This is a genomic window from Thalassospira xianhensis MCCC 1A02616, from assembly GCF_003326475.1.
GTDB classification, from domain to species: domain Bacteria; phylum Pseudomonadota; class Alphaproteobacteria; order Rhodospirillales; family Thalassospiraceae; genus Thalassospira; species Thalassospira xianhensis.
In genome coordinates, this window is the sequence record NZ_JPWA01000003.1 from 188032 (window position 1) to 207703 (window position 19672).

The 19672-nt window shown below is 53.7% G+C and carries 17 protein-coding genes; all 17 read left to right on the forward strand.

Annotated features, from left to right (window positions below):
- Positions 1–46: 46 nt before the first annotated feature.
- The 17 genes from TH5_RS04605 (at position 47) to rpsO (ending at position 19547) form a co-directional block, all read left to right on the forward strand.
- Positions 47–517 (forward strand): helix-turn-helix domain-containing protein, encoded by a 471-nt coding sequence (locus tag TH5_RS04605; RefSeq protein WP_062960265.1) that lies wholly within the window; start codon positions 47–49, stop codon positions 515–517.
- 310 nt (positions 518–827) lie between these two features.
- A complete protein-coding gene (gene metK / locus TH5_RS04610) occupies positions 828–2000 on the forward strand; it encodes a methionine adenosyltransferase (RefSeq protein ID WP_114120879.1) in 1173 nt (390 codons plus the stop codon).
- 131 nt (positions 2001–2131) lie between these two features.
- The gene (gene trmB, locus TH5_RS04615) at positions 2132–2848 is read left to right on the forward strand and encodes a tRNA (guanine(46)-N(7))-methyltransferase TrmB (RefSeq protein ID WP_167443467.1); all 717 of its coding nucleotides are present in this window, start codon (positions 2132–2134) and stop codon (positions 2846–2848) included.
- Positions 2849–3076: 228 nt separating this feature from the next.
- Positions 3077–3586, forward strand: coding sequence for an RNA polymerase sigma factor (locus TH5_RS04620; RefSeq protein WP_231886991.1), 510 nt, complete (start codon positions 3077–3079; stop codon positions 3584–3586).
- A gap of 104 nt (positions 3587–3690) precedes the next feature.
- A complete protein-coding gene (locus TH5_RS04625) occupies positions 3691–4617 on the forward strand; it encodes a FecR family protein (protein ID WP_114120922.1) in 927 nt (308 codons plus the stop codon).
- A 194-nt stretch (positions 4618–4811) separates the two neighbouring features.
- Positions 4812–7454, forward strand: a complete 2643-nt coding sequence (locus tag TH5_RS04630) for a TonB-dependent receptor (protein WP_114120881.1) — start codon at positions 4812–4814, stop codon at positions 7452–7454.
- A 196-nt stretch (positions 7455–7650) separates the two neighbouring features.
- Positions 7651–8373: a heme acquisition protein HasA gene (locus TH5_RS04635; RefSeq protein ID WP_114120923.1), complete on the forward strand. Its 723-nt coding sequence runs from the start codon at positions 7651–7653 to the stop codon at positions 8371–8373.
- Positions 8374–8489: 116 nt separating this feature from the next.
- Complete coding sequence (locus tag TH5_RS04640) at positions 8490–10241, forward strand: type I secretion system permease/ATPase (protein ID WP_114120882.1); 1752 nt, start codon at positions 8490–8492, stop codon at positions 10239–10241.
- Entirely contained in the window at positions 10238–11578 is a 1341-nt protein-coding gene (locus TH5_RS04645) for an HlyD family type I secretion periplasmic adaptor subunit (RefSeq protein ID WP_114120883.1), read from the forward strand. Before TH5_RS04640 ends, TH5_RS04645 begins: the two co-directional genes overlap by 4 nt.
- A gap of 100 nt (positions 11579–11678) precedes the next feature.
- Positions 11679–12281 (forward strand): biliverdin-producing heme oxygenase, encoded by a 603-nt coding sequence (locus tag TH5_RS04650; RefSeq protein ID WP_114120884.1) that lies wholly within the window; start codon positions 11679–11681, stop codon positions 12279–12281.
- A gap of 156 nt (positions 12282–12437) precedes the next feature.
- On the forward strand, positions 12438–12977 hold the full coding sequence (rimP, locus tag TH5_RS04655) for a ribosome maturation factor RimP (RefSeq protein ID WP_114120885.1): 540 nt from the start codon (positions 12438–12440) through the stop codon (positions 12975–12977).
- Between the two features lie 9 nt (positions 12978–12986).
- Entirely contained in the window at positions 12987–14546 is a 1560-nt protein-coding gene (nusA, locus tag TH5_RS04660; RefSeq protein WP_114120886.1) for a transcription termination factor NusA, read from the forward strand.
- Between the two features lie 19 nt (positions 14547–14565).
- Positions 14566–15156: an RNA-binding protein gene (locus TH5_RS04665; protein ID WP_062949892.1), complete on the forward strand. Its 591-nt coding sequence runs from the start codon at positions 14566–14568 to the stop codon at positions 15154–15156.
- An 80-nt stretch (positions 15157–15236) separates the two neighbouring features.
- Positions 15237–17897, forward strand: coding sequence for a translation initiation factor IF-2 (gene infB / locus TH5_RS04670; RefSeq protein WP_114120887.1), 2661 nt, complete (start codon positions 15237–15239; stop codon positions 17895–17897).
- 17 nt (positions 17898–17914) lie between these two features.
- The gene (gene rbfA, locus TH5_RS04675) at positions 17915–18334 is read left to right on the forward strand and encodes a 30S ribosome-binding factor RbfA (RefSeq protein WP_114120888.1); all 420 of its coding nucleotides are present in this window, start codon (positions 17915–17917) and stop codon (positions 18332–18334) included.
- Positions 18334–19260 (forward strand): tRNA pseudouridine(55) synthase TruB, encoded by a 927-nt coding sequence (gene truB / locus TH5_RS04680; RefSeq protein ID WP_062949887.1) that lies wholly within the window; start codon positions 18334–18336, stop codon positions 19258–19260. The genes rbfA and truB overlap by 1 nt, the downstream gene beginning before the upstream one ends.
- A 17-nt stretch (positions 19261–19277) precedes the next feature.
- The gene (gene rpsO, locus TH5_RS04685; RefSeq protein WP_007088414.1) at positions 19278–19547 is read left to right on the forward strand and encodes a 30S ribosomal protein S15; all 270 of its coding nucleotides are present in this window, start codon (positions 19278–19280) and stop codon (positions 19545–19547) included.
- The last annotated feature ends 125 nt before the right edge of the window (positions 19548–19672 follow it).

The window sequence follows — 19672 nt, forward strand, 5'->3', positions numbered from 1 at the left end:
AGTGAGAGAAGGACAACACAAAATGTCGCCTAAGGATGAAAACACGATGGTCAAAAACACCCGTGGCAGAGGTCGGGGCCGGACCGCAAGTGGCAAGCCGAACCCAGTTGATATTCATGTTGGTGCGCGCGTTCGATTGCGCAGAACGCTGCTTGGCATGAGCCAGGAGAAGCTTGGTGAGGCCATCGGCCTGACATTCCAGCAGGTTCAGAAATATGAACGCGGTGCAAACCGCGTTGGCGCCTCGCGCCTTTATGATTTGTCGCGCGTTCTCGAAGTGCCGGTTTCATTCTTTTTTGATGACATGCCAGACGAGATTTCCTCGAAATCCGTGCACGAGCGTCGCGAAATGTCGGAAAGCCCGGATCCGTTCGATAACGATCCGATGAACCGCCGCGAAACGCTTGAACTTGTGCGAGCATATTATCGGATTACCGATCCGACGCAGCGAAAACGTGTTTTCGAGCTGGTCAAATCAATGGGCATTCTTGTTGCAGACAACGAAAACGCAAAATAGAAAACCCAGAACTATAAATTTGAAAAGCGCATTTATGGCTTCCGGCCAGATGCGCTTTTTGCCCTTATCAGCCCATTTTGATCCTCGAAATGCAATTGACGCGTTACGCTTATGCGTCGATCTTTCTTGACCCGAAAATGTCATTGGGGCAAAACCGCAGTTCGGGTGACGTGCCCGACTGGATACGTGGACGGATTTGGACCGCTTGCCACCACGCAAAAAAAGGCTAAGTGGGCGCTATTGATGCAGGACTGCATCAATGCCCTCCGGTCCAGTTTATGGAACCCTTTTTTCGCCGGAGAAGGTTTGAATGTCTCTTTCCGAATATCTTTTTACCAGCGAATCCGTCTCTGAAGGCCATCCGGACAAGGTTTGCGACCGCATTTCCGATACTATCGTTGACGCGTTTCTTGCGGCTGATGAAGATTCGCGCGTTGCCGTAGAGACTCTGGCAACCACCAATCGTGTCGTTCTGGCTGGCGAAGTTCGCGGTCCTGAAAGCATTTCCAAGGAAGTGATGGTCGAATCCGCACGCGAAGCGATTCGTGCCATCGGTTATGAGCAGGAAGGTTTCCATTGGAAAACGGCCGAAATCGAGTGTCACGTCCACGAGCAGTCTGCTGACATTGCCCAAGGTGTTGACTCTGCTGGTGAGAAAGACCTCGGCGCGGGCGACCAAGGCATCATGTTCGGTTATGCCTGCAACGAGACGGACGAGCTGATGCCGGCTCCGATCCAGTTCTCGCACCGTATCCTGCGCAAAATGGCTGAAGATCGTCATTCTGGAAAATCTGCGGAGTTTGGCCCGGATGCCAAAAGTCAGGTTACCCTGCGTTATGTCGATGGCAAACCGGTCGGTGCGACCTCGGTTGTGGTTTCTACCCAGCATGTTGACGGTCTGAGCCAGGCTGATGTCCGTTCGCTGGTCATGCCTTATATCGAGACGATCCTGCCGGAAGGCTGGATGCCATCGGAAGACGAGATTTATATCAACCCGACGGGCCGTTTTGTCATAGGTGGTCCTGATGGCGATGCCGGTCTGACCGGTCGTAAGATCATTGTTGATACCTATGGTGGCGCGGCACCTCATGGGGGCGGGGCGTTTTCGGGTAAAGATCCGACCAAGGTTGACCGTTCGGCCGCCTATGCCGCGCGTTACCTTGCGAAAAACGTGGTTGCTGCCGGTCTTGCAGAACGTTGCACCATTCAGGTTGCCTATGCGATCGGTGTTTCCAAGCCGCTGGCGCTTTATGTCAACAACCATGGCACCGGCAATGTTGACGAAATCAAACTGGGTAGCGTTTTGCGCCAGTTGATGGATCTCAGCCCGCGGGGCATTCGTGAACATCTTTCGCTTTGCCGTCCGATCTATACCCCGACCTCTGCCTATGGCCACTTTGGTCGTCAGGCAGAAGAAGACGGTCGTTTCTCTTGGGAGCGCACCGATCTGGTTGGTGAACTGAAATCGGCATTCGGTGCCTGATTGGCTAAAAAGCCAAAGCACGATTTGCCAAAATCGTGTGACGTGATATGAGGCGGGCGGCCCCGATACAAATCCGGGGCCGCCCGTTTGATTTTGAGCCATTTTTCAAACCCGTCCTGACAGTTAAGACAATGCGCAACAGCAATCGCCCGTTACCGACCCCGGATCGTCCGAATTTTTATGGTCGTCGCGGCAGCCGTCCGCTCAAGGATTCGCGCCGGGCACTGGTTGACGAGTTGCTTCCGAAAATCGGGATTACCTATCCAGATCAGGCCGGTGTCGATCCGAACGACTATTTCGGGGAAAAGCATGATCAGCTTTGGCTTGAGATTGGCTTTGGCGGTGGCGAACACTTGGCTGGTCAGGCTCAGGCCAACCTGCAGACCGGGATTATTGGAGCTGAGCCGTTTATGGACGGGGTTGGCAGTCTTCTGCGTCATATCGATGAGTGCGCTCTGACCAATGTCCGGATTATTGCGGACGATTCTCGTCCCCTGCTTTACAAGCTGGTTGATGCCTGCTTTGATCGTGCATTCTTGCTGTTTCCGGATCCATGGCCGAAAAAGCGTCATGCCGAACGTCGATTTATTGGCCCCAAAAACCTTGCATTGCTGGCGCGTCTTCTCAAAGACGGGGCCGAGTTCCGGGTTGCCAGTGACGATATGCAGTATATTTCCTGGACGCTGCAACATATGCACAATCATCCGGATTTCGAATGGCTTGCTGAAAGCCCCGAAGACTGGCGCAATCCGCCCGTTGATTGGGTTAAAACCCGGTATGAACAAAAAGCGCTGCGTCATGGTAAAAAATGCAATTATTTGCGGTTCCGGCGTAAAAACCGCTCTTGACCGCCCGATGCAGAAGTTTTGGCTAGCCCGTGCAAAAGTGTTCTCCTTTTGCGCGGGTTTCCTTTGGGTGAACAACATCACCACATAATTTCAATAAGTTGAAATTTTAATTGAGAATGATTGTCATGTGCGATATTTATGTTGTTCCGCTGATATGACGCCGCCGCAAGCTGCTTGTGCCAAATACCTGCATCAAGCGCTCTGCCGATAATTCCAAAGGTCCGAGCCGTGACGCACTGGGATGTCAATATACTGTTCCGTACCTATCGGTCCCGACTGCTGCATTTTGTGCAGCGGCGAAAACTTTCGTGGCATATGGCCGACGATATCGTGCAGGACACGTTCCTTCGGGTTGTAGCCACGCCATCGCTGCCTGATCCGCAATTTGCCCAGTCCTATCTGTTCAGGACAGCGCAGAATCTGGTGATTGATCATTTCCGGCGGGAACGGATACTGACCTTCGTTCAGGAACCTGACAAAGCATTTGAATTCGTTGCCGATGACGCCCCTTCCCCTGAACAGATCGCATGGTCACGACAGGAATTACGACAGTTGCAGGCATCGCTGAATGCTTTGCCAAAAAACCTTCGGACTGTTTTCATTCTCGCCCGACTTGAAGGTAAGACCTATGGTGAAATTGGCGAGCAACTTGGGATTCCGACGCAAACCGCCTTTAGCCGCATGGTCCGCGCTCTGACACTTGTCAAAGAGGCAATGGATAAATCGGAAAAAAATTGAATATCGGATCAGAAATATGCGCATCAGGTTCGTCCCAATAGTCGGGGTGTTTGTGTGATGCGCGCAAAGACCATCTGATCAATGAAGCATGGAATCCGGCATTCATGGCTATGACAGGTGAAAATCACGTCGCAAATCTGCCCGATACTGTAGCGGAACAGGCGATCTATTGGTTTGCCCTGTTGCTTGATGGCAGTGAAACCGAAGAAGATCGTCGGGCGTTTGCTCGCTGGCTTGATGCTGATCCGGCGCATCTTGAAGCTTTTCGCGATATCGAACGGCTTTGGAGCGGCAGCACCAGCCTTAATCTATCAACTGACAACAAGGTCGGCCGACGCGCCTTTATGACGGGAACGGCGGCAGCGGTGGTTATCGGTGCGGGTTGGGCATTCGCTCCGCATCATCCTTTTGCCGATATACGGACTGCGACCGGTGAACGGCATCGTTTTTCCCTTCCCGATGGTGTGGAGGCCGAACTGGCAAGCGACACCGTGATGTCCTATGTCACGCGTGACGGGGTAAACGGTGTCGAACTTCATCGCGGTGAAGCCTGGTTCAATCATTTGGCAACTGGCAGCGACTTTTTTGTTGCGGCTGCCAGTGGCACAAGCTGGTCGCGGGGGGGGAGGCTCGACGTGGCTGCTTATGACGGGGATGTCACCGTAATCGCCGAGCAAAATCCGTTGATTGTTCGTTTGGGTAGTGCGCAAAGGCAATTGGCCGCAGGAAATGCTGTGCGGTATAGCGACTTGCAAATCGGGAGACCTTACGAGGTTGATATTTCGACAGAGTTGGCCTGGCGGAACGGCCAGCTTGTCTTTATGGGGCAGCCTCTTGGGGAAGTCGTTCGTGTTCTGCAGCGCTGGCAGAGCGGCAAGATCATGATCATCGGCGAAGAACTCAAATCCCGCCCGGTAACCCTTGTGGTCGACCTTGAACGGTCAAAGGATGTTCTGCCGGTTCTGGCCAGTGTCCTTTCGATCAGTGTGCATCGGTTTACAGATTACCTGACCGTCATTCGCGCCGCCTGACCCTCTCAAAATTCAAGATCACCAATCAATGTCACTCTTCGGTTCGGTCAGAATAAATTGATAATAAAAATTATTATCAAAAAAATGCATTGAATATCAGATATCTGAATTTCAGTTTCGTCTAACTGAGTAACGAAACAACGAATGCGACGCAATCTCATGAACATGCATTCGTGACTCAGGAGACAAAAAGAATGCTCTCGAACGGGGTGGGTCGGAAGGCTGTTACCGACCTCAAGTTTTTACACCGGCTTCTACTGGCAACATCTTTAACTGGGCTGGTTCTGATACCGATGCAGGTTCTTGCACAATCGCAACTTGAAACAGAGACAGCGCAGGCATCCAATACAGTATTGATGATTGGCGACAGCTTGTATCGTTTCGATATTGCATCGCAAGCCTTGCCTGGGGCATTGCTTGCGTTTTCGCGAATCTCGGGGATAGATGTCGTTTTTGATGGTAGCTTACCTGAGGGTGTATCAGGGATGGCTGTTGTTGGCGAAATGACCGCGGCTGCAGCTTTGGACCGTTTGCTTTCGGGTAGCGGCCTTGTCTGGTTGGCTGTCAATGAGACGGCGGTCACGATCACGCCAGCTGACACATCAGTAAATCAGGACGGTGCTACGATAACGGCCCCGGTTACTGTGATTTCAAGCCAGCAAAATATCGGTTATAACGGGACACCCGACTGGGTCTATGACACGCCGGGTTCCGTGAGCGTGGTCACACGAGAAGCCGTTGAGAAACGTCCGCCTCGCAACACCAGCGATATTTTTCGCGATATGAGCGGTGTTAGTTCAACGACCAATAACCAGTTGCCTGGTTTCGTGCCAAACATCCGAGGGCTACAGGATTTCGGTCGTGTAAATGTCATGGTCGATGGCGCCCGCCAGAACTATCAGCAATCCGGGCATGGCCCGACATCCTATACGTATTTTGACCCTCAGTTACTGTCTGAGGCTGTTGTAGAAAAAGGCCCTACAAGCGGGGTTGGTGGTGCTGGTGTTATAGGTGGTGTTGTGTCGTTAAAAACGATCAATACCGAAGACATTTTGGAAGACGACGATACATATGGTGGTCAGGCCACCGTAACGCATGGCACAAATGAATATATTTTTGCCGGGAATGCTGCCGTATCTGCGCGATTTTCGCCGAAATTGGACGTAACGGCAGCAGTTGCGAAGAAGCATCTTGGCAGTTATGACGCCGGTGCCAGAGACCCCCTATATTCGTATTCCTATTCAGCTGCAGGTAATCGAACAGACGAGCGAACAGACTCTCAGGATAATTATGTCAACTTTGCCCAGAAGCAATATTCTGGTTTGTTGAAAGCCAATGTTCAGGCAACAGAATACCAATCAATTCATCTTGGCTATGTAGGTTATCACAATGATTTTATAACCGGTGTGGGTGCGGATGACACAGCGGCCCATTCCATTAAAAATCAGACAATGACAGGTGAATATAACTGGTCGCCTGATTCAGACTGGATCAATTTCCAAGCTAAGATCAGTTATAACCGTGCTGAAAACGAGCAAAGTCGCGATCCTCGATATAATGCGGACGGGTCTGTGAATTATGATGGTTTTTCTAACCATTTTGAAACTGATACCATCGGTGTGAGCCTCCAAAACACGTCCTACTTTGATTTTTCGCCAGCCTTTTTCGATGTTACCTACGGGGTAGAACATTTTCGCGACAAAACTGAAACCCAATCTGTTCCCTACGGACTTGGTGATGCTGATACGTCGTGGTTTGAAGGGGCAACACCGGCCGGTGAACGCGATGTTTCCAGCGGATTCCTGGAAGTTGATAGTAGTTTCGCAGATACAGTCCGTTTGATCACCGGACTCCGGTATGATCATTATTCCCTCGAAGGTGATACTGTCGCATATCGTCAGGATTTCGGGCTGATTCCGACTCCACCTTTCTTTGGATTGGTCAATACAGCAATTCCGTTGACCGTGGATCAAAGCGAAGGAAAACTCTTGCCTTCGGCGACCTTGTCATTCGAAGCTTTCCCAGCTGTTAAGCCGTATATCAGCTATAAAAAAGGTTATCGTCCGCCGCAAATAATCGAAACAATGATGCACGGGTTTCATGTCGGTACAGAGGTACCTTTTTTGCCAAACCCGAACCTCAAAGGCGAGAAAAGCACTACCAAGGAAATTGGTGTAAATGTGAAGCTTGATGATGTGATCAAGCCGGGCGATGGATTTCGCATGAAGGCGGCCTATTTCAATACACGGGTTGAGGATTATATTGCTCAGGCATTCGTTTACTTGCCAGGGACCTTTATTCTGCCGGGGGTGAATAGCGGCTATGTCAACCTGATCGACCCTGTCGAGTTTCAGGGTAGCGAGTTCGAACTCGCTTATGATGCAGGTAAATATTATATCGGGGCTGCGTATACCTTCACTCTCAATGATCTGACGGGTAATTATGATCCGTTTCCGCTGGGGCAGAATGCAACACCCGGCTCTTCAGGCTCTGATGCTTTAATGGGAACGAATAGAGCGCTGGTTGCTCTTTTTACACCACCACGTCATCGCGTGACTGTGGATCTCGGTGCGCGTTTGCTCGACCGGGATCTGACGGTGGGAATGCGTGCGACCTATGTCAGCGAAGCTACCGGATATGGGGCCTCGTTAGAGAACGAGTATAACGCTCAATACAATCTGTATGACTTGTATGCCAGCTACGAGTTTAACGACAATCTTACGTTGCGGTTCAATGTCGATAATCTGTTTGATGAGGGATATATCGAGTCCATGAGTGCGGGCGGTACTCCCGCACCTGGCAGGACAGCTACACTTTCAATTACAGGCAGCTTCTAAAAAATCTGTTTGGCCAAGCTGATACCCATCCGGCTATGCTTGTATGGTCGGATGGTTAATTGTGCTTATTTAAACTATTGATATTAAATAATTTTTCTCATTAAAGATATTGATTCTCATTTGCGATTGTGGAATTGTTCCTTGGTTTCCGGACTCTGTTGTGCGGAATTTTCCAACATGTGATAGGAGCATGAAAATGGCTGTCCAAATTGATCTGAATGATGCGAATTCAGATGGTACCGGCATCAACCTTCAGGCGTATCTTGCAAGCTTCGATACTGATTTCGAATCCAGTGTCTTCGACTTTGGCACGTTTGTCGGCGGTGGGATTTTTGACGGAACGCAATACTACATGTCAGATGCCGATAGTGATCAGGCATATATTGTTGGCGGTGACCTTCAGTATGACTTCTTTGGTGGTCATGTCTTGAAGGGTGACGTCGATAGCGTTCAGTTTGGTGAAGATGTTTCAGAAAGCGGAGGTTCTGCCAGCCTTGCCGCAACCGATATCGATATTTCGAACCTCGGCATTACCGGTTCGACGAATACCGATGATACGCATCTCGTCGTAAATGGTCTTCGTAACGGCGACAGCACTGCCCTGCGGAACTATCTTGATACGCAGTCTGTTGAGATCAACGGCAGCTCTGGCGCCGATGTGATCGGCGGTTTTGCCGGTGACGACGTCCTGACCGGTAATGGCGGTGCGGATACTTTCGAATTCGACACTTCGGGCAATTTCGGTGACGACACCGTTATCGATTTTACCGATGGCACCGATCTTCTTGATATCGATTTCAACTCGGTAACGGTTGCTTCGGCCAACGGCGGTGCAGATACCCTGATCACCCATGCCAATGGCACCATCACCCTGACCGGCGTCGATTTCAACGATATCGACGCGACCGACTTCGTTTAACGAAGACGGCTCGCTCCGCAAGCTGCGGAACGAGCACAAGGTCTGTCAATGCAGGGCACCGCGTAACAGCGGTGCCCACCTCATCCTATCTTTTTCTTCTCCGGAATGGAAACAGCGTGTTTGAACAGGTCCATTCGCATCATTTGCGCAAATCGCCCGTATCCTCGCCGCTGGCGGCCGCCATTCGATCCGTGCGCGGTGCGTTCCTGTCGGTCGCAGCACTCAGCGGTGTGTCAAATATCCTGATGCTGACCGGACCGCTTTTCATGCTGCAGGTTTATGACCGGGTTCTGGCGAGCCGTAGTGTGCCAACGCTGGTTGCGCTCGTGGTTTTGATGCTGGCGCTGTATCTGTTTCTGGGCACTGTCGATGCGCTTCGGGCGCGTATGCTGGTGCGGATCGGCTGGCGGGTGGATGAGCAGGTCGGACCGCTGGCGCTGGCAACCACTCTTGATCAGGTGCTGCGAAATGATAACGCAGCCGTAATAAGACCGCTTAATGATCTTGATCAGATTCGCCAGTTTCTGGGCGGAGCCGGCCCCATCGCGATTTGTGATATGCCATGGATGCCGCTGTTTCTGGGCATCGTTTTTGTTTTTCATCCCTGGCTTGGTTTTTTGGCCCTCGTTGGCGGTATCCTCCTTGTGATCCTGACGCTGATCAGCGAGCTTGCCACCCGGAGGCAGGTCGAACGCATGAACCGTCAGGCCGTTTCACGGGCCAGTCTGGTCGAAGCTGGTCGCCGCAACGCCGAAGCCATTCGCGCCATGGGAATGCAGGGAACGTTCAATGCCTGTTGGGCGCAGTTGAATGACCGTTATCTGCGCGATAATACCGGTGTCGGCGACGTCAATTCGACCTTCTCGGCCTATATCAAGGTCATTCGCCTTGCGATGCAGTCCGGTGTTCTGGCACTTGGTGCCTATCTGGCGATCCTTCAGGAAGTGACACCGGGTGTGATGGTTGCCGCATCAATCCTGACAGCTCGGGCATTGTCCCCGGTCGAACAAGCGATTGGCAACTGGCGCGGATTTGTTGGTGCACGTCAATCGCGCCATCGTCTTGAACGCTGTTTTGCCGATACACAAAAAACGTCTGAACGCCTCGAACTGCCTGCCCCGCAAAAAAGCCTGCAGGTTTCCAATCTGATCGTCCGGGCCCCTGCAACGCGGGCGGAGGGCAAGCCGATGGCACCTGGCCGGGTGTTGTTGCGCATCAGTGACGTGACCCTGAAAGCAGGTGACGGGCTTGGCATTATCGGACCCAGCGGATCGGGGAAATCGACATTCGGTCGAGCATTAGTCGGGATTGGAACGATCCAGAACGGTACCATTCGTCTGGACGGGGCGGAACTTGATCACTGGGAATCGGACCGGCTGGGTACGCATATCGGCTATCTGCCGCAGGATGTTGATCTGTTTGACGATACCGTCGCGCGCAATATCGCAAGGCTGCGCCGTGACGCGGACCCGGCGGCGATCGTTAAGGCCGCACAATCGGCCGGGGTGCATGACATGATCCTGTCCCTGCCCAAGGGATATGACACGCTGGTCGGAAGTGGCGGTGTGGTTTTATCAGGCGGGCAAAGGCAACGGATCGGATTGGCACGCGCCCTGTTCGGTGATCCGTTCCTGATTGTGCTTGATGAACCCAATTCCAGCCTCGACAGCGCCGGGGAACAGGCCCTGATTGAATCTGTCCGTCTGGCCCGGCAACGCGGGGCGATTGTCATCATGATCGCCCATCGCCCCGGCGCTCTTGCAACGGTCAATTTGGCGATGGTCATTCAGGACGGACGACAGGTTGCGTTTGGTGCGCGTGACGACATTCTGCGCAAAACCATGCGCCAGGTCGGAGAAAGTGCATGACCAGAAAACCGTTACACACATCGTCGAAAACCGCTTTGGACCTCAGTCCTGCGCTGCAAAGTTTACGCCGCCATACCCTGTTTGGTGTGACAGTCATTTTGGCGCTGTTCATCGGTTTGGGAAGCTGGATGGCGATGGCAAGTCTCTCCGGGGCGGTGGTTGCGTCCGGCAAGCTGGTTGTGGAAAGCAATGTAAAGGATGTGCAGCATCCTGACGGCGGCATTGTCGGCGAAATCCACGTACGTGACGGTGATCAGGTACAAGCTGGTGACCTTCTGATTCGGCTGGATGATACGATGGCGCGTGCAAGCCTCGGTATTGTAGACAGTCAGATTGATGCCTTGCGGGCGCGCAAGATGCGCTTGATTGCCGAACGGAACGATGCTGAAACCATTACCGTGCCCGATCCGTTCATTTCACGGATGAAGGACACGACAGTTACCGAACTGGTCGCGGCCGAAACAAAGCTTTTCGAAGCACGGCGCAGAAGCCTTGAAGGCGAAAAAGCGCAGCTTCAGCAGAAATTGTTGCAACTTTCGGAAACGATTGTCGGGCTTGAGGCGCAGAAAACTGCTAACGAAGAAGAAAGCCGTCATATTCGCGATGAACTTGACGGGCTTGAAATGCTTTACAAAAAGCAACTTGTACCGATTACCCGTGTTGCGGCATTGCGTCGTGAACGTGCCAGTCTGGGGGGCAAGCACGGAGAGCTGATGGCACAGATTGCCGCGACCGGCATGCAAATTTCGGAAACCGAAATGTCGATCCTGCAGCTTGACCGGGACCGTCAAACTGACGTTTTGACTGAACTGGGCGACATTGATCAGCAATTGGCAGAATTGATGCAAAAACAAGTTGCCTTGCGCGACCAGCTGCGTCGTATCGATATTCGCGCGCCTTATGGCGGAACGATTTATCAGATGGCGGCACATACTGTTGGCGGTGTGGTTGCAGCCGGGGATCGGATCATGGGTATCGTCCCCGATCAGGATGAACTGGTAATCGAAGCTCGGACCAGCCCAAACGACATTGACCAGGTTCATTCGGGACAAAAGGCGATGCTGCGTTTTACCGCCTTTAACCAGCGCACCACGCCGGAGCTTGCCGGAACGGTTTCTTTTGTGGCAGCGGATTTGTCACGCGATGAACTGACCGGCGAAACCTACTACAATGTCCGGGTGCAAATTGCCGGTGGCGAGACGGAAAAACTTGATGGGCAAGGTCTGATGCCCGGCATGCCGGTTGAAACCTTTATCGCAACGGGGGATCGCACTGCACTTAGCTATCTTGCCAAACCGCTTACCGATCAGTTTGCCCGCGCGTTCCGCGAAGAATAATTTTTCACCGGTTTCGGATATCGAACGCCCCGGATCGTTTCTGGTTTAAAGGGCTGCGAATTCATGTGGCATTTGCGGACAGGGACGAAAGGTAATCGGGATGACTTTGGATATAACAGCAGACGGTGTGATAAAAACCCGCCTTCAGAATCTCAAACAGGCAACAACCGGCGACCATCAGCACATCGATGACATGGTGATGGAAATGGCGCCGTTTGAAAGCCGCGATAACTATGCCCGGTTTGTCGGGATGCAGTATGTGTTTCACCGCGCTGTAAAACCGCTTTATGACGCCAGTGACCTGAACGACCTGATACCCGGGCTTTCGGTTCGCAGTCGGTTCGATCATGTCTGTGCAGATCTTGCAGATCTGCAATGCAGCCTACCTGAAAATACCAAACCATTTCCTGTCCCCAAAACCGGAATGGGCCGTCTGGGATGGTTATATGTTTGTGAAGGTTCGTCGCTTGGGGCGGCATTTTTGCTGAAAGCAGCCGGAAATATCGGACTGAATGCCGAGTTTGGTGCCCGACATCTGGCTGGGCACGAAGACGGTCGCGGCAAGCATTGGCGCGAATTTGTTGATCAGGTCAATGGCTTGGCTTTAAGCACTAAACAAGAACAGGAAGTGATTGCTGGTGCTATTGCTGCCTTTGACTTTTTCCGCACCCTTTTGATCGAAGATCGCAAGCTTGCCGCATAGGCGCAAATCCCTTGGTTGAAAGGCTTGCAGAGACAGGATCGTGACTTGATTTCTGGCAAAGTCGGCTGTATAAAGCCGCCAAGCTTTTTGTAAATTCTGACAAAGAGTGGGCCCTCCGCCCGCTCTTTTGTGCTTTTTGGGGTATGGCATCGCTATATGGCTGAGCTGATCGGACAACAGTTGAAAGACCCGCTGATGATGCGGATCACGGACATTATTGAACCGTCGATCAACGCGCTGGGTTTCGAACTGGTACGTGTCTCCATGATGGGCAAGGACAGCAATGTCTTGCAGATCATGGCAGATCGTGCGGATGGCAACGGCAGCATCAATGTCGAGGATTGCGCCGAAATCAGCCGTACGGTTTCTGCCCTGATGGATGTTGAGGACCCGATTTCGGGGGCTTATCACCTTGAAGTCAGTTCACCGGGTATTGACCGCCCGCTGACCCGTGCCAAGGACTTTGATGTCTGGCGCGGGTTCGAGGCAAAGGTCGAACTGGTGATGGCCCAGAATGGCCGTCGCCGTTTCAGCGGAAAGCTGGATGGAATCGAAGATGATGCGGTCGCCCTGATTGTCGATGGCGAACGTGAATTGTTGCCGTTGGCTGATATCGCCAAGTCGAAATTGGTGCTGACGGATGAATTGATCGCGCATGTCACCGGCAAAGGCCGGTCTGACGAAAACGCAGAATAGAGGTTGGATATGGAAGCAACTTCGGGAATGCCGCGGCCAGAACTTTTGCAGGTCGCAGATGCCGTTGCCCGTGAAAAGGGCATTGATCGTGATGAAGTTCTTGGTGCAATGGAGCAGGCCATCCAGAAGGCCGGCCGTTCCAGATATGGCCATGAGCATGACATCCGTGCCCATATCGACCGTAAAACCGGTGAAATCAAACTGGCCCGTTTCATCGAGGTCACGGACGATATCGAAAACGACTTCACCCAGATGTCGTTGGAACAGGCGCGTATTCGCAACGAAAATATCCAGCTTGGCGAATTCCTGATTGATCCGCTGCCGCCGATCGATTTCGGACGTATTGCTGCGCAGACTGCAAAACAGGTCATCGTGCAGAAAGTCCGTGACGCGGAACGCGAACGTCAGTTTGAAGAATATAAAGACCGTGCCGGTGAAGTGATCAACGGCGTCGTCAAACGTGTTGAATTCGGTAACGTTCTGGTCGACATGGGCCGTGCAGAAGCCATTCTTCGCCGCGAAGAACTGATCCCGCGTGAAACCGTCCGTCAGGGGGATCGCGTTCGTGCGCTGATCCTCGATGTGCGCCGTGAACAGCGTGGTCCGCAAATCTTCCTGTCGCGTACCCATCCTACTTTCATGGCAAAACTGTTTGCCCAGGAAGTTCCGGAAATCTACGACGGCATTATCGAAATCAAATCGGTTGCCCGTGATCCGGGTTCGCGCGCCAAGATTTCGGTTCAGTCATCGGATAACTCGATCGATCCGGTCGGGGCATGTGTCGGTATGCGTGGTTCGCGCGTTCAGGCCGTTGTTGGCGAACTTCAGGGCGAGAAAATCGACATCATCCAGTGGTCGGAAGATCCGGCAACCTTTGTTGTGAACGCATTGGCTCCGGCCGAGGTCACCAAGGTTGTTCTTGATGAAGAAACCAATCGTATCGAGGTTGTCGTTCCCGACGATCAGCTGAGCCTTGCCATTGGCCGTCGTGGTCAGAATGTGCGTTTGGCGTCCCAGCTGACCGGATGGGATATCGATATCCTGACCGAGGAAGACGAAAGCGAACGTCGCCAGGAAGAAGCCCGTAAACGGGCGGAGATGTTCATCAAGGCACTTGATGTTGATGAAGTCATTGCCCATCTCTTGGTCGCCGAAGGCTTTACCTCGATCGAGGAAGTTGGTTACGTGCCGCTGGCCGAACTGGCAGAGATCGAAGGTTTCGAAGAAGAAATCGCCGAAGAGCTGCGCACCCGCGCACGTACCTTCCTTGCCGAAGAAGCCGAACGTCTTCAGAAGCGTCGTGAAGAGCTTAAGGTTGCCGATGACCTCGTTGAATTTGGCGGGCTTTCACTGGCCGTTGTTGTTCGCCTGGGCGAGAATGACGTCAAAACCCTTGAGGACTTCGCCGATCTCGCAAGTGACGAACTGATCGAATATGTCGGTGATGCGGACAATATGACCATGGACCAGGCCAACGACCTGATCATGGATGCACGTCGTCAGCTTGGCTGGTTCGAAGGGCTTGAAGAAGAAGTTTCCGAGGATGCCGAAGAAGGCGAAGAAGCCTGAGGGCTGATCGGAGGACACCATGTCGCATCGTAAAGGCGGCAAGGTAGCCGAGGTTCCGGAACGCCGGTGTATCGTCACCGGCGAAGTCCGGCCCAAGGAAGACCTTCTCAGGGTTGTGATCGGACCGGATGACACGGTTGTTCCCGATCTTGAGGAACGGTTGCCCGGACGGGGATTATGGTTGTGCCCGTCGCGGGATGTGATAAATACCGCCTGTGCAAAAAATGCCTTTGCCAAGGCGGCGCGGCAAAAAGTCGTGATTGACCCTGCGCTGGCAGACCGGATCGAGAAGCTTTTGCTTCAGAAAAGCCTTGATCTGCTGTCGCTTGCGCGCAGAGCCGGTCAGGCGGTTGCTGGCTACGAAAAAGTCCGGGCCCAGATTGACGAAGGCGCGGCAATGATATTGGCAGCCCGAGATGGTGCTGCGGACGGAAAATCCAAGATCGAGGCGAAAGCCCGGGATCTGCCGATTTATACCGTTCTGGATGCTGCCGAGATTGGCGCGGCCTTTGGTCGCGAGAAAGCAGTACATGTGGCTGTTGCGCCGGGTGGACTGGCAAAACAGTTAAGTCGCTCGCTCGGGCGGCTAGAAGGATTTCGCGCGGTCTGAAGGCAGGCTTGCGCAGAACGGACAGGACAGGACAGGCAAAGGATGCCGGTCCCGCAGGAAATGAGGAAGTTGGACGGATTATGAGTGATCGCGATCAGGAGAAGAAACCGCTGAGCCTCAACAGATCGAAACTTGAACTGAGCAAGACGGTCGAGGCTGGGCAGGTACGTCAAAGCTTCTCGCATGGACGGTCCAAATCTGTGACTGTCGAAGTGCGCAAGAAGCGGACTTTCGAAAAGAACGAATCCGGTCGCTTCCGTGAAGTGAAAAAGGATGCGGTTGCTGAACAGCAGCAGCAACCTGCTGCACCGGCACCGGCTACCAAACCTGAACCGGTTGCCAAACCGGAGCCGGTTGAAGACCATAGCAACCTGACCGATAGCGAGCGCGCAGCCCGTATGGCCGCCCTGAAAGCAGCCGAAGAGCGCCGCAAGCAGGAAGAAGCCGACGCAGCTGTACGTGCTGCCGAGGAAAGCAAACGCAAGGCAGAAGAAGCCGAACGTCGCAAACAGGAAGAAGCCGAGGCAGCAAAAGCTGCTGCGGCAGAAGCTCCTGTGCTCGAAAAGGAAGCCCCGGTTTCTGTTGAAGAAGTCGAAAAGGCCCTTGAAGCATCGACCACCAAAGGCAAATCCAAGCCGAAGCCTGCTGCTGTTGCGAAAAAACAGGAAGAAATCATTCCTGGTGAACCGGCAGAACCGCTGGTTCCGGAAGAACGCCGTCGTGCCGATCCTTCCACCGTCAAGCCGAAAAGCCGCAAGGAACTGGACGAGGAAGAAGCCCGTAGTGCAGCCGCACGCAAACGCGCCGAAGAGGAAGCTCTTGGTCGTGCCGCGCGCACCAAGGGTGACGAAGGTCGTCGTCGTGGCAAGCTTTCGATCAACAATGCGATGACCGGTGACGAAGGCGGTCGTCGTCGTTCGATGGCCTCGATCAAACGTCAGCAGGCGAAAGCCAAGGCCCGTATGCAGGGTCAGCAGAAGCCGAAAGAGAAAATCGTGCGTGATGTTATCGTTCCGGACGTTATCACCGTTCAGGAACTCGCCAACCGTATGGCCGAGCGTGCTGCCGACGTCATCAAGTGCCTGATGGGCCTTGGCGTTATGGCAACCATCAACCAGAGCCTTGATCCCGATACCGCGCAGCTGGTTGTCGAGGAATTCGGCCACAAGATGAAGCGCGTTTCGGATGCCGACGTTGAAGAAGCGCTGGTCACTGCAGACGACAACGAAGATCAGCTGATCGGTCGTCCGCCGGTTGTGACCGTCATGGGTCACGTTGACCATGGTAAAACCTCGTTGCTGGATGCCCTGCGCAAAACCGATGTTGTCAGTGGTGAAGCCGGCGGCATCACCCAGCATATCGGTGCCTATCAGGTGACGATGGAAACCGGTTCGAAGATCACCTTCATCGATACACCGGGCCACGCCGCCTTTACCGAAATGCGTTCGCGCGGTGCCAAGGTTACCGACATCGTCGTTCTGGTTGTTGCTGCTGACGACTCCGTCATGCCGCAGACGATCGAAGCCATCAGCCATGCAAAAGCGGCTGGCGTGCCGATGATCATTGCGATCAACAAGATCGACAAGCAGGGTGCAAACCCGACCAAGGTTAAAACCGAACTGCTTCAGCACGAAGTCGTCGTCGAGGAAATGGGCGGTGAAGTTCAGTGTATTGAAGTTTCGGCAAAACAGGGTCTTGGCCTGACCGAACTTGAAGAGGCCATTCTGCTGCAGGCCGAGGTTCTTGACCTTAAAGCCAACCCGGCACGTGTTGCTGACGGTGTTGTCGTTGAAGCCCGCATGGAAAAAGGCCGCGGCCCGGTTGCCACGGTTCTGGTTCAGCGCGGTACGCTTAAAAACGGTGATATCTTTGTTACGGGTGCCGAGTGGGGCCGCGTTCGTGCGCTGGTCAATGATCATGGCGTTCGCATCGAAGAAGCCATTCCGGGCATGCCGGTCGAAGTAACCGGTCTGAACGGTGTGCCGTCTGCCGGTGATGACTTCGTCGTTGTCGAAAACGAAGCCAAAGCGCGCGAGATTTCCGATTATCGTCAGCGTCGCATCCGCGAAACGCAGGCTGCCGCGATGAAGAAATCGGCACTCGAGAACATGTTCTCGAGCTCGGGCGAGGTCAAGGAACTGCCGATCCTTATCAAAGGCGACGTGCAGGGTTCTGTCGAAGCGCTTATCGGTACCTTGCAGAAGCTGGGTAACGAGGAAGTCAGTGTCCGCGTCCTGCATAGCGGTGTTGGCGGGATCAACGAGTCTGACGTTACGCTGGCGCGTGCGTCGAATGCGCTGATCATTGGCTTTAACGTTCGTGCCAATCAGCAGGCCCGTGAACAGTCCCGTCGCGACAATGTCGACATTCGCTATTACTCGATCATCTATGATGTCGCAGACGATATCAAAAAGATGCTGTCGGGCATGCTGTCGCCGGAAGTCCGCGAGAAGTTCCTGGGTTACGCGGAAATCCGCGACATCTTCACTATCTCGGGCAACAAGATTGCCGGTTGTATGGTTACCGAGGGTACCGTCAAGCGTGGTGCGGGTGTTCGCCTGCTTCGCGACAACGTCGTGATCCATTCGGGCGAGCTGTCGACACTGCGTCGCTTCAAGGATGAAGTAAAAGAAGTCCGCGAGGGCTATGAATGTGGCATGTCATTCGCCAAATATAATGACCTGCAGGTCGGCGATATGATCGAGTGCTTCGAGCAGGAGGAAATCGCCGTCGAACTTTAAGACGGTGGATTGACGATATGGCGAAGCAACCGGCCAAAGCACCAAGTCAGCGACAGTTGCGCGTGGCGGAGGAAATCCGCCAGGCCCTGTCGCAGGCACTTGAGCGCGGAGATATTTACGACCCGGACCTGACCCGGCGCCCGGTAACCATTACCAGCGTCAGTCTGAGCCCGGATATGCGCAATGCCATGGTATCCTTTACGCCGCTTGGCGGGGGCGAGGCGGAAACCTCGCTTAAGGCGCTAACGCGTCAGAAGGGCCATTTGCGTACTCATGTGGCGCGTACGGTTCATATGAAATACGTACCGGCATTGCGTTTTGTTGAAGACAAAAGTTTCGATGTCGCCGACCATATCGGTGCCCTCCTGCGTGACCCGCATGTTGCACAGGATCTAGCGGCGGACCGGTCGGACGACCATGAGAATGAGGACGACTGATGGCGCGTCGGCGTCGCGGTAGAAGCATCAATGGCTGGCTGGCAGTCGACAAACCCCTGGAAATCACGTCTTCGACGGTGGTCAATCAGGTGCGTCGTCTGCTTGATGCGGCAAAGGCCGGTCACGGCGGGACACTCGATCCATTGGCGAGTGGTGTCCTGCCTATTGCATTTGGCGAGGCGACAAAAACGGTTGCCTATGTCATGGATGGTAGCAAAAGTTATCGTGTGACGCTGAAATTCGGCGAAGCACGCAGCACCGACGATGCCGAAGGCGAAGTTACGGCCACCTCGGATCATCGTCCGGATGCAGACGAAATAAAGGCCGTGCTGGGCGAGTTTATTGGCGAAATCCAGCAGGTGCCGCCAAAGTTTTCGGCGATCAAGGTCAATGGCAAGCGTGCCTATGATCTTGCGCGTCGCGATGAAGACGTGGTGCTTAAACCGCGTCCGATTCTGATCAAGGATCTTCGACTGGTCGATATGCCGGATCGCGATCATGCCGTTCTCGAAGTTGTTTCGGGCAAAGGGGCATATATGCGGTCTTTGGCGCGCGATATCGCGCTGCGCCTTGGTTCTGTCGGCCATATATCCGCCCTTCGCCGGACATCGGCGGGGCCGTTTCCTGAAACGAGTTCCATTCCGCTTGCGGAGTTGCTCGAAATGGATCCGGATGCGGTGTTGGAGAAATTGCTTCCGGTCGAGACCGCGCTGGACGACATCCCGGCGCTGGCCCTGACCGAAGTCGAGGCGCAGCGGCTATCGAGTGGACAACCTGTCGGGTTGTTGCCGGTGGCAAAACGCAGTGCCCTCGAAAACCCCGTCGTGCAGGACGATATCGTCTGCGCCATGCTCCATGACCGCGCGGTTGCGTTGGCGGAGATAAGTGGCGGCGAAATCCGGCCTGTACGTGTTTTTAATCTCTAAAGGCGAAAGGATGCCTGATGTCGATTACTGCTGAACGCAAAGCTGAGCTGATCAAAGAATACGCTCAGAAAGACGGTGACACCGGTTCCCCCGAAGTCCAGGTTGCAATCCTGACCGAGCGGATCAAGAACCTGACCGAACACATGAAAGAACATAACCACGATTTCCACAGCCGTCGTGGTCTTCTCATGATGGTTGGCCAGCGCCGTCGTCTGCTGAAGTACCTGCAGCGCAAAGACCAGTCGCGTTACGAGACCGTTATCGAACGCCTCGGTATTCGCCGCTGATATCGAACTGCGGCGGAGGTGGTTGATCCCCTCCGCCGTCGTTTTTTTAATGTCCCGAGCGGATCGGGAAACACGAGGAAGCAGGGTCGGATGGGCCGACCTCTTTGCTTGGTCCGGACCCATTA

Excerpts from the sequence above, each read along its gene's own strand:
- TH5_RS04605 (WP_062960265.1), top strand. The coding sequence starts at position 47 with ATGGTCAAAAACACCCGTGGCAGAGGTCGGGGCCGGACCGCAAGTGGC.
- metK (WP_114120879.1), top strand. The coding sequence starts at position 828 with ATGTCTCTTTCCGAATATCTTTTTACCAGCGAATCCGTCTCTGAAGGC.
- trmB (WP_167443467.1), top strand. The coding sequence starts at position 2,132 with ATGCGCAACAGCAATCGCCCGTTACCGACCCCGGATCGTCCGAATTTT.
- TH5_RS04625 (WP_114120922.1), top strand. The coding sequence starts at position 3,691 with ATGGCTATGACAGGTGAAAATCACGTCGCAAATCTGCCCGATACTGTA.
- TH5_RS04630 (WP_114120881.1), top strand. The coding sequence starts at position 4,812 with ATGCTCTCGAACGGGGTGGGTCGGAAGGCTGTTACCGACCTCAAGTTT.
- TH5_RS04635 (WP_114120923.1), top strand. The coding sequence starts at position 7,651 with ATGGCTGTCCAAATTGATCTGAATGATGCGAATTCAGATGGTACCGGC.
- TH5_RS04645 (WP_114120883.1), top strand. The coding sequence starts at position 10,238 with ATGACCAGAAAACCGTTACACACATCGTCGAAAACCGCTTTGGACCTC.
- TH5_RS04650 (WP_114120884.1), top strand. The coding sequence starts at position 11,679 with ATGACTTTGGATATAACAGCAGACGGTGTGATAAAAACCCGCCTTCAG.
- rimP (WP_114120885.1), top strand. The coding sequence starts at position 12,438 with ATGGCTGAGCTGATCGGACAACAGTTGAAAGACCCGCTGATGATGCGG.
- nusA (WP_114120886.1), top strand. The coding sequence starts at position 12,987 with ATGGAAGCAACTTCGGGAATGCCGCGGCCAGAACTTTTGCAGGTCGCA.
- TH5_RS04665 (WP_062949892.1), top strand. The coding sequence starts at position 14,566 with ATGTCGCATCGTAAAGGCGGCAAGGTAGCCGAGGTTCCGGAACGCCGG.
- infB (WP_114120887.1), top strand. The coding sequence starts at position 15,237 with ATGAGTGATCGCGATCAGGAGAAGAAACCGCTGAGCCTCAACAGATCG.
- rbfA (WP_114120888.1), top strand. The coding sequence starts at position 17,915 with ATGGCGAAGCAACCGGCCAAAGCACCAAGTCAGCGACAGTTGCGCGTG.
- truB (WP_062949887.1), top strand. The coding sequence starts at position 18,334 with ATGGCGCGTCGGCGTCGCGGTAGAAGCATCAATGGCTGGCTGGCAGTC.
- rpsO (WP_007088414.1), top strand. The coding sequence starts at position 19,278 with ATGTCGATTACTGCTGAACGCAAAGCTGAGCTGATCAAAGAATACGCT.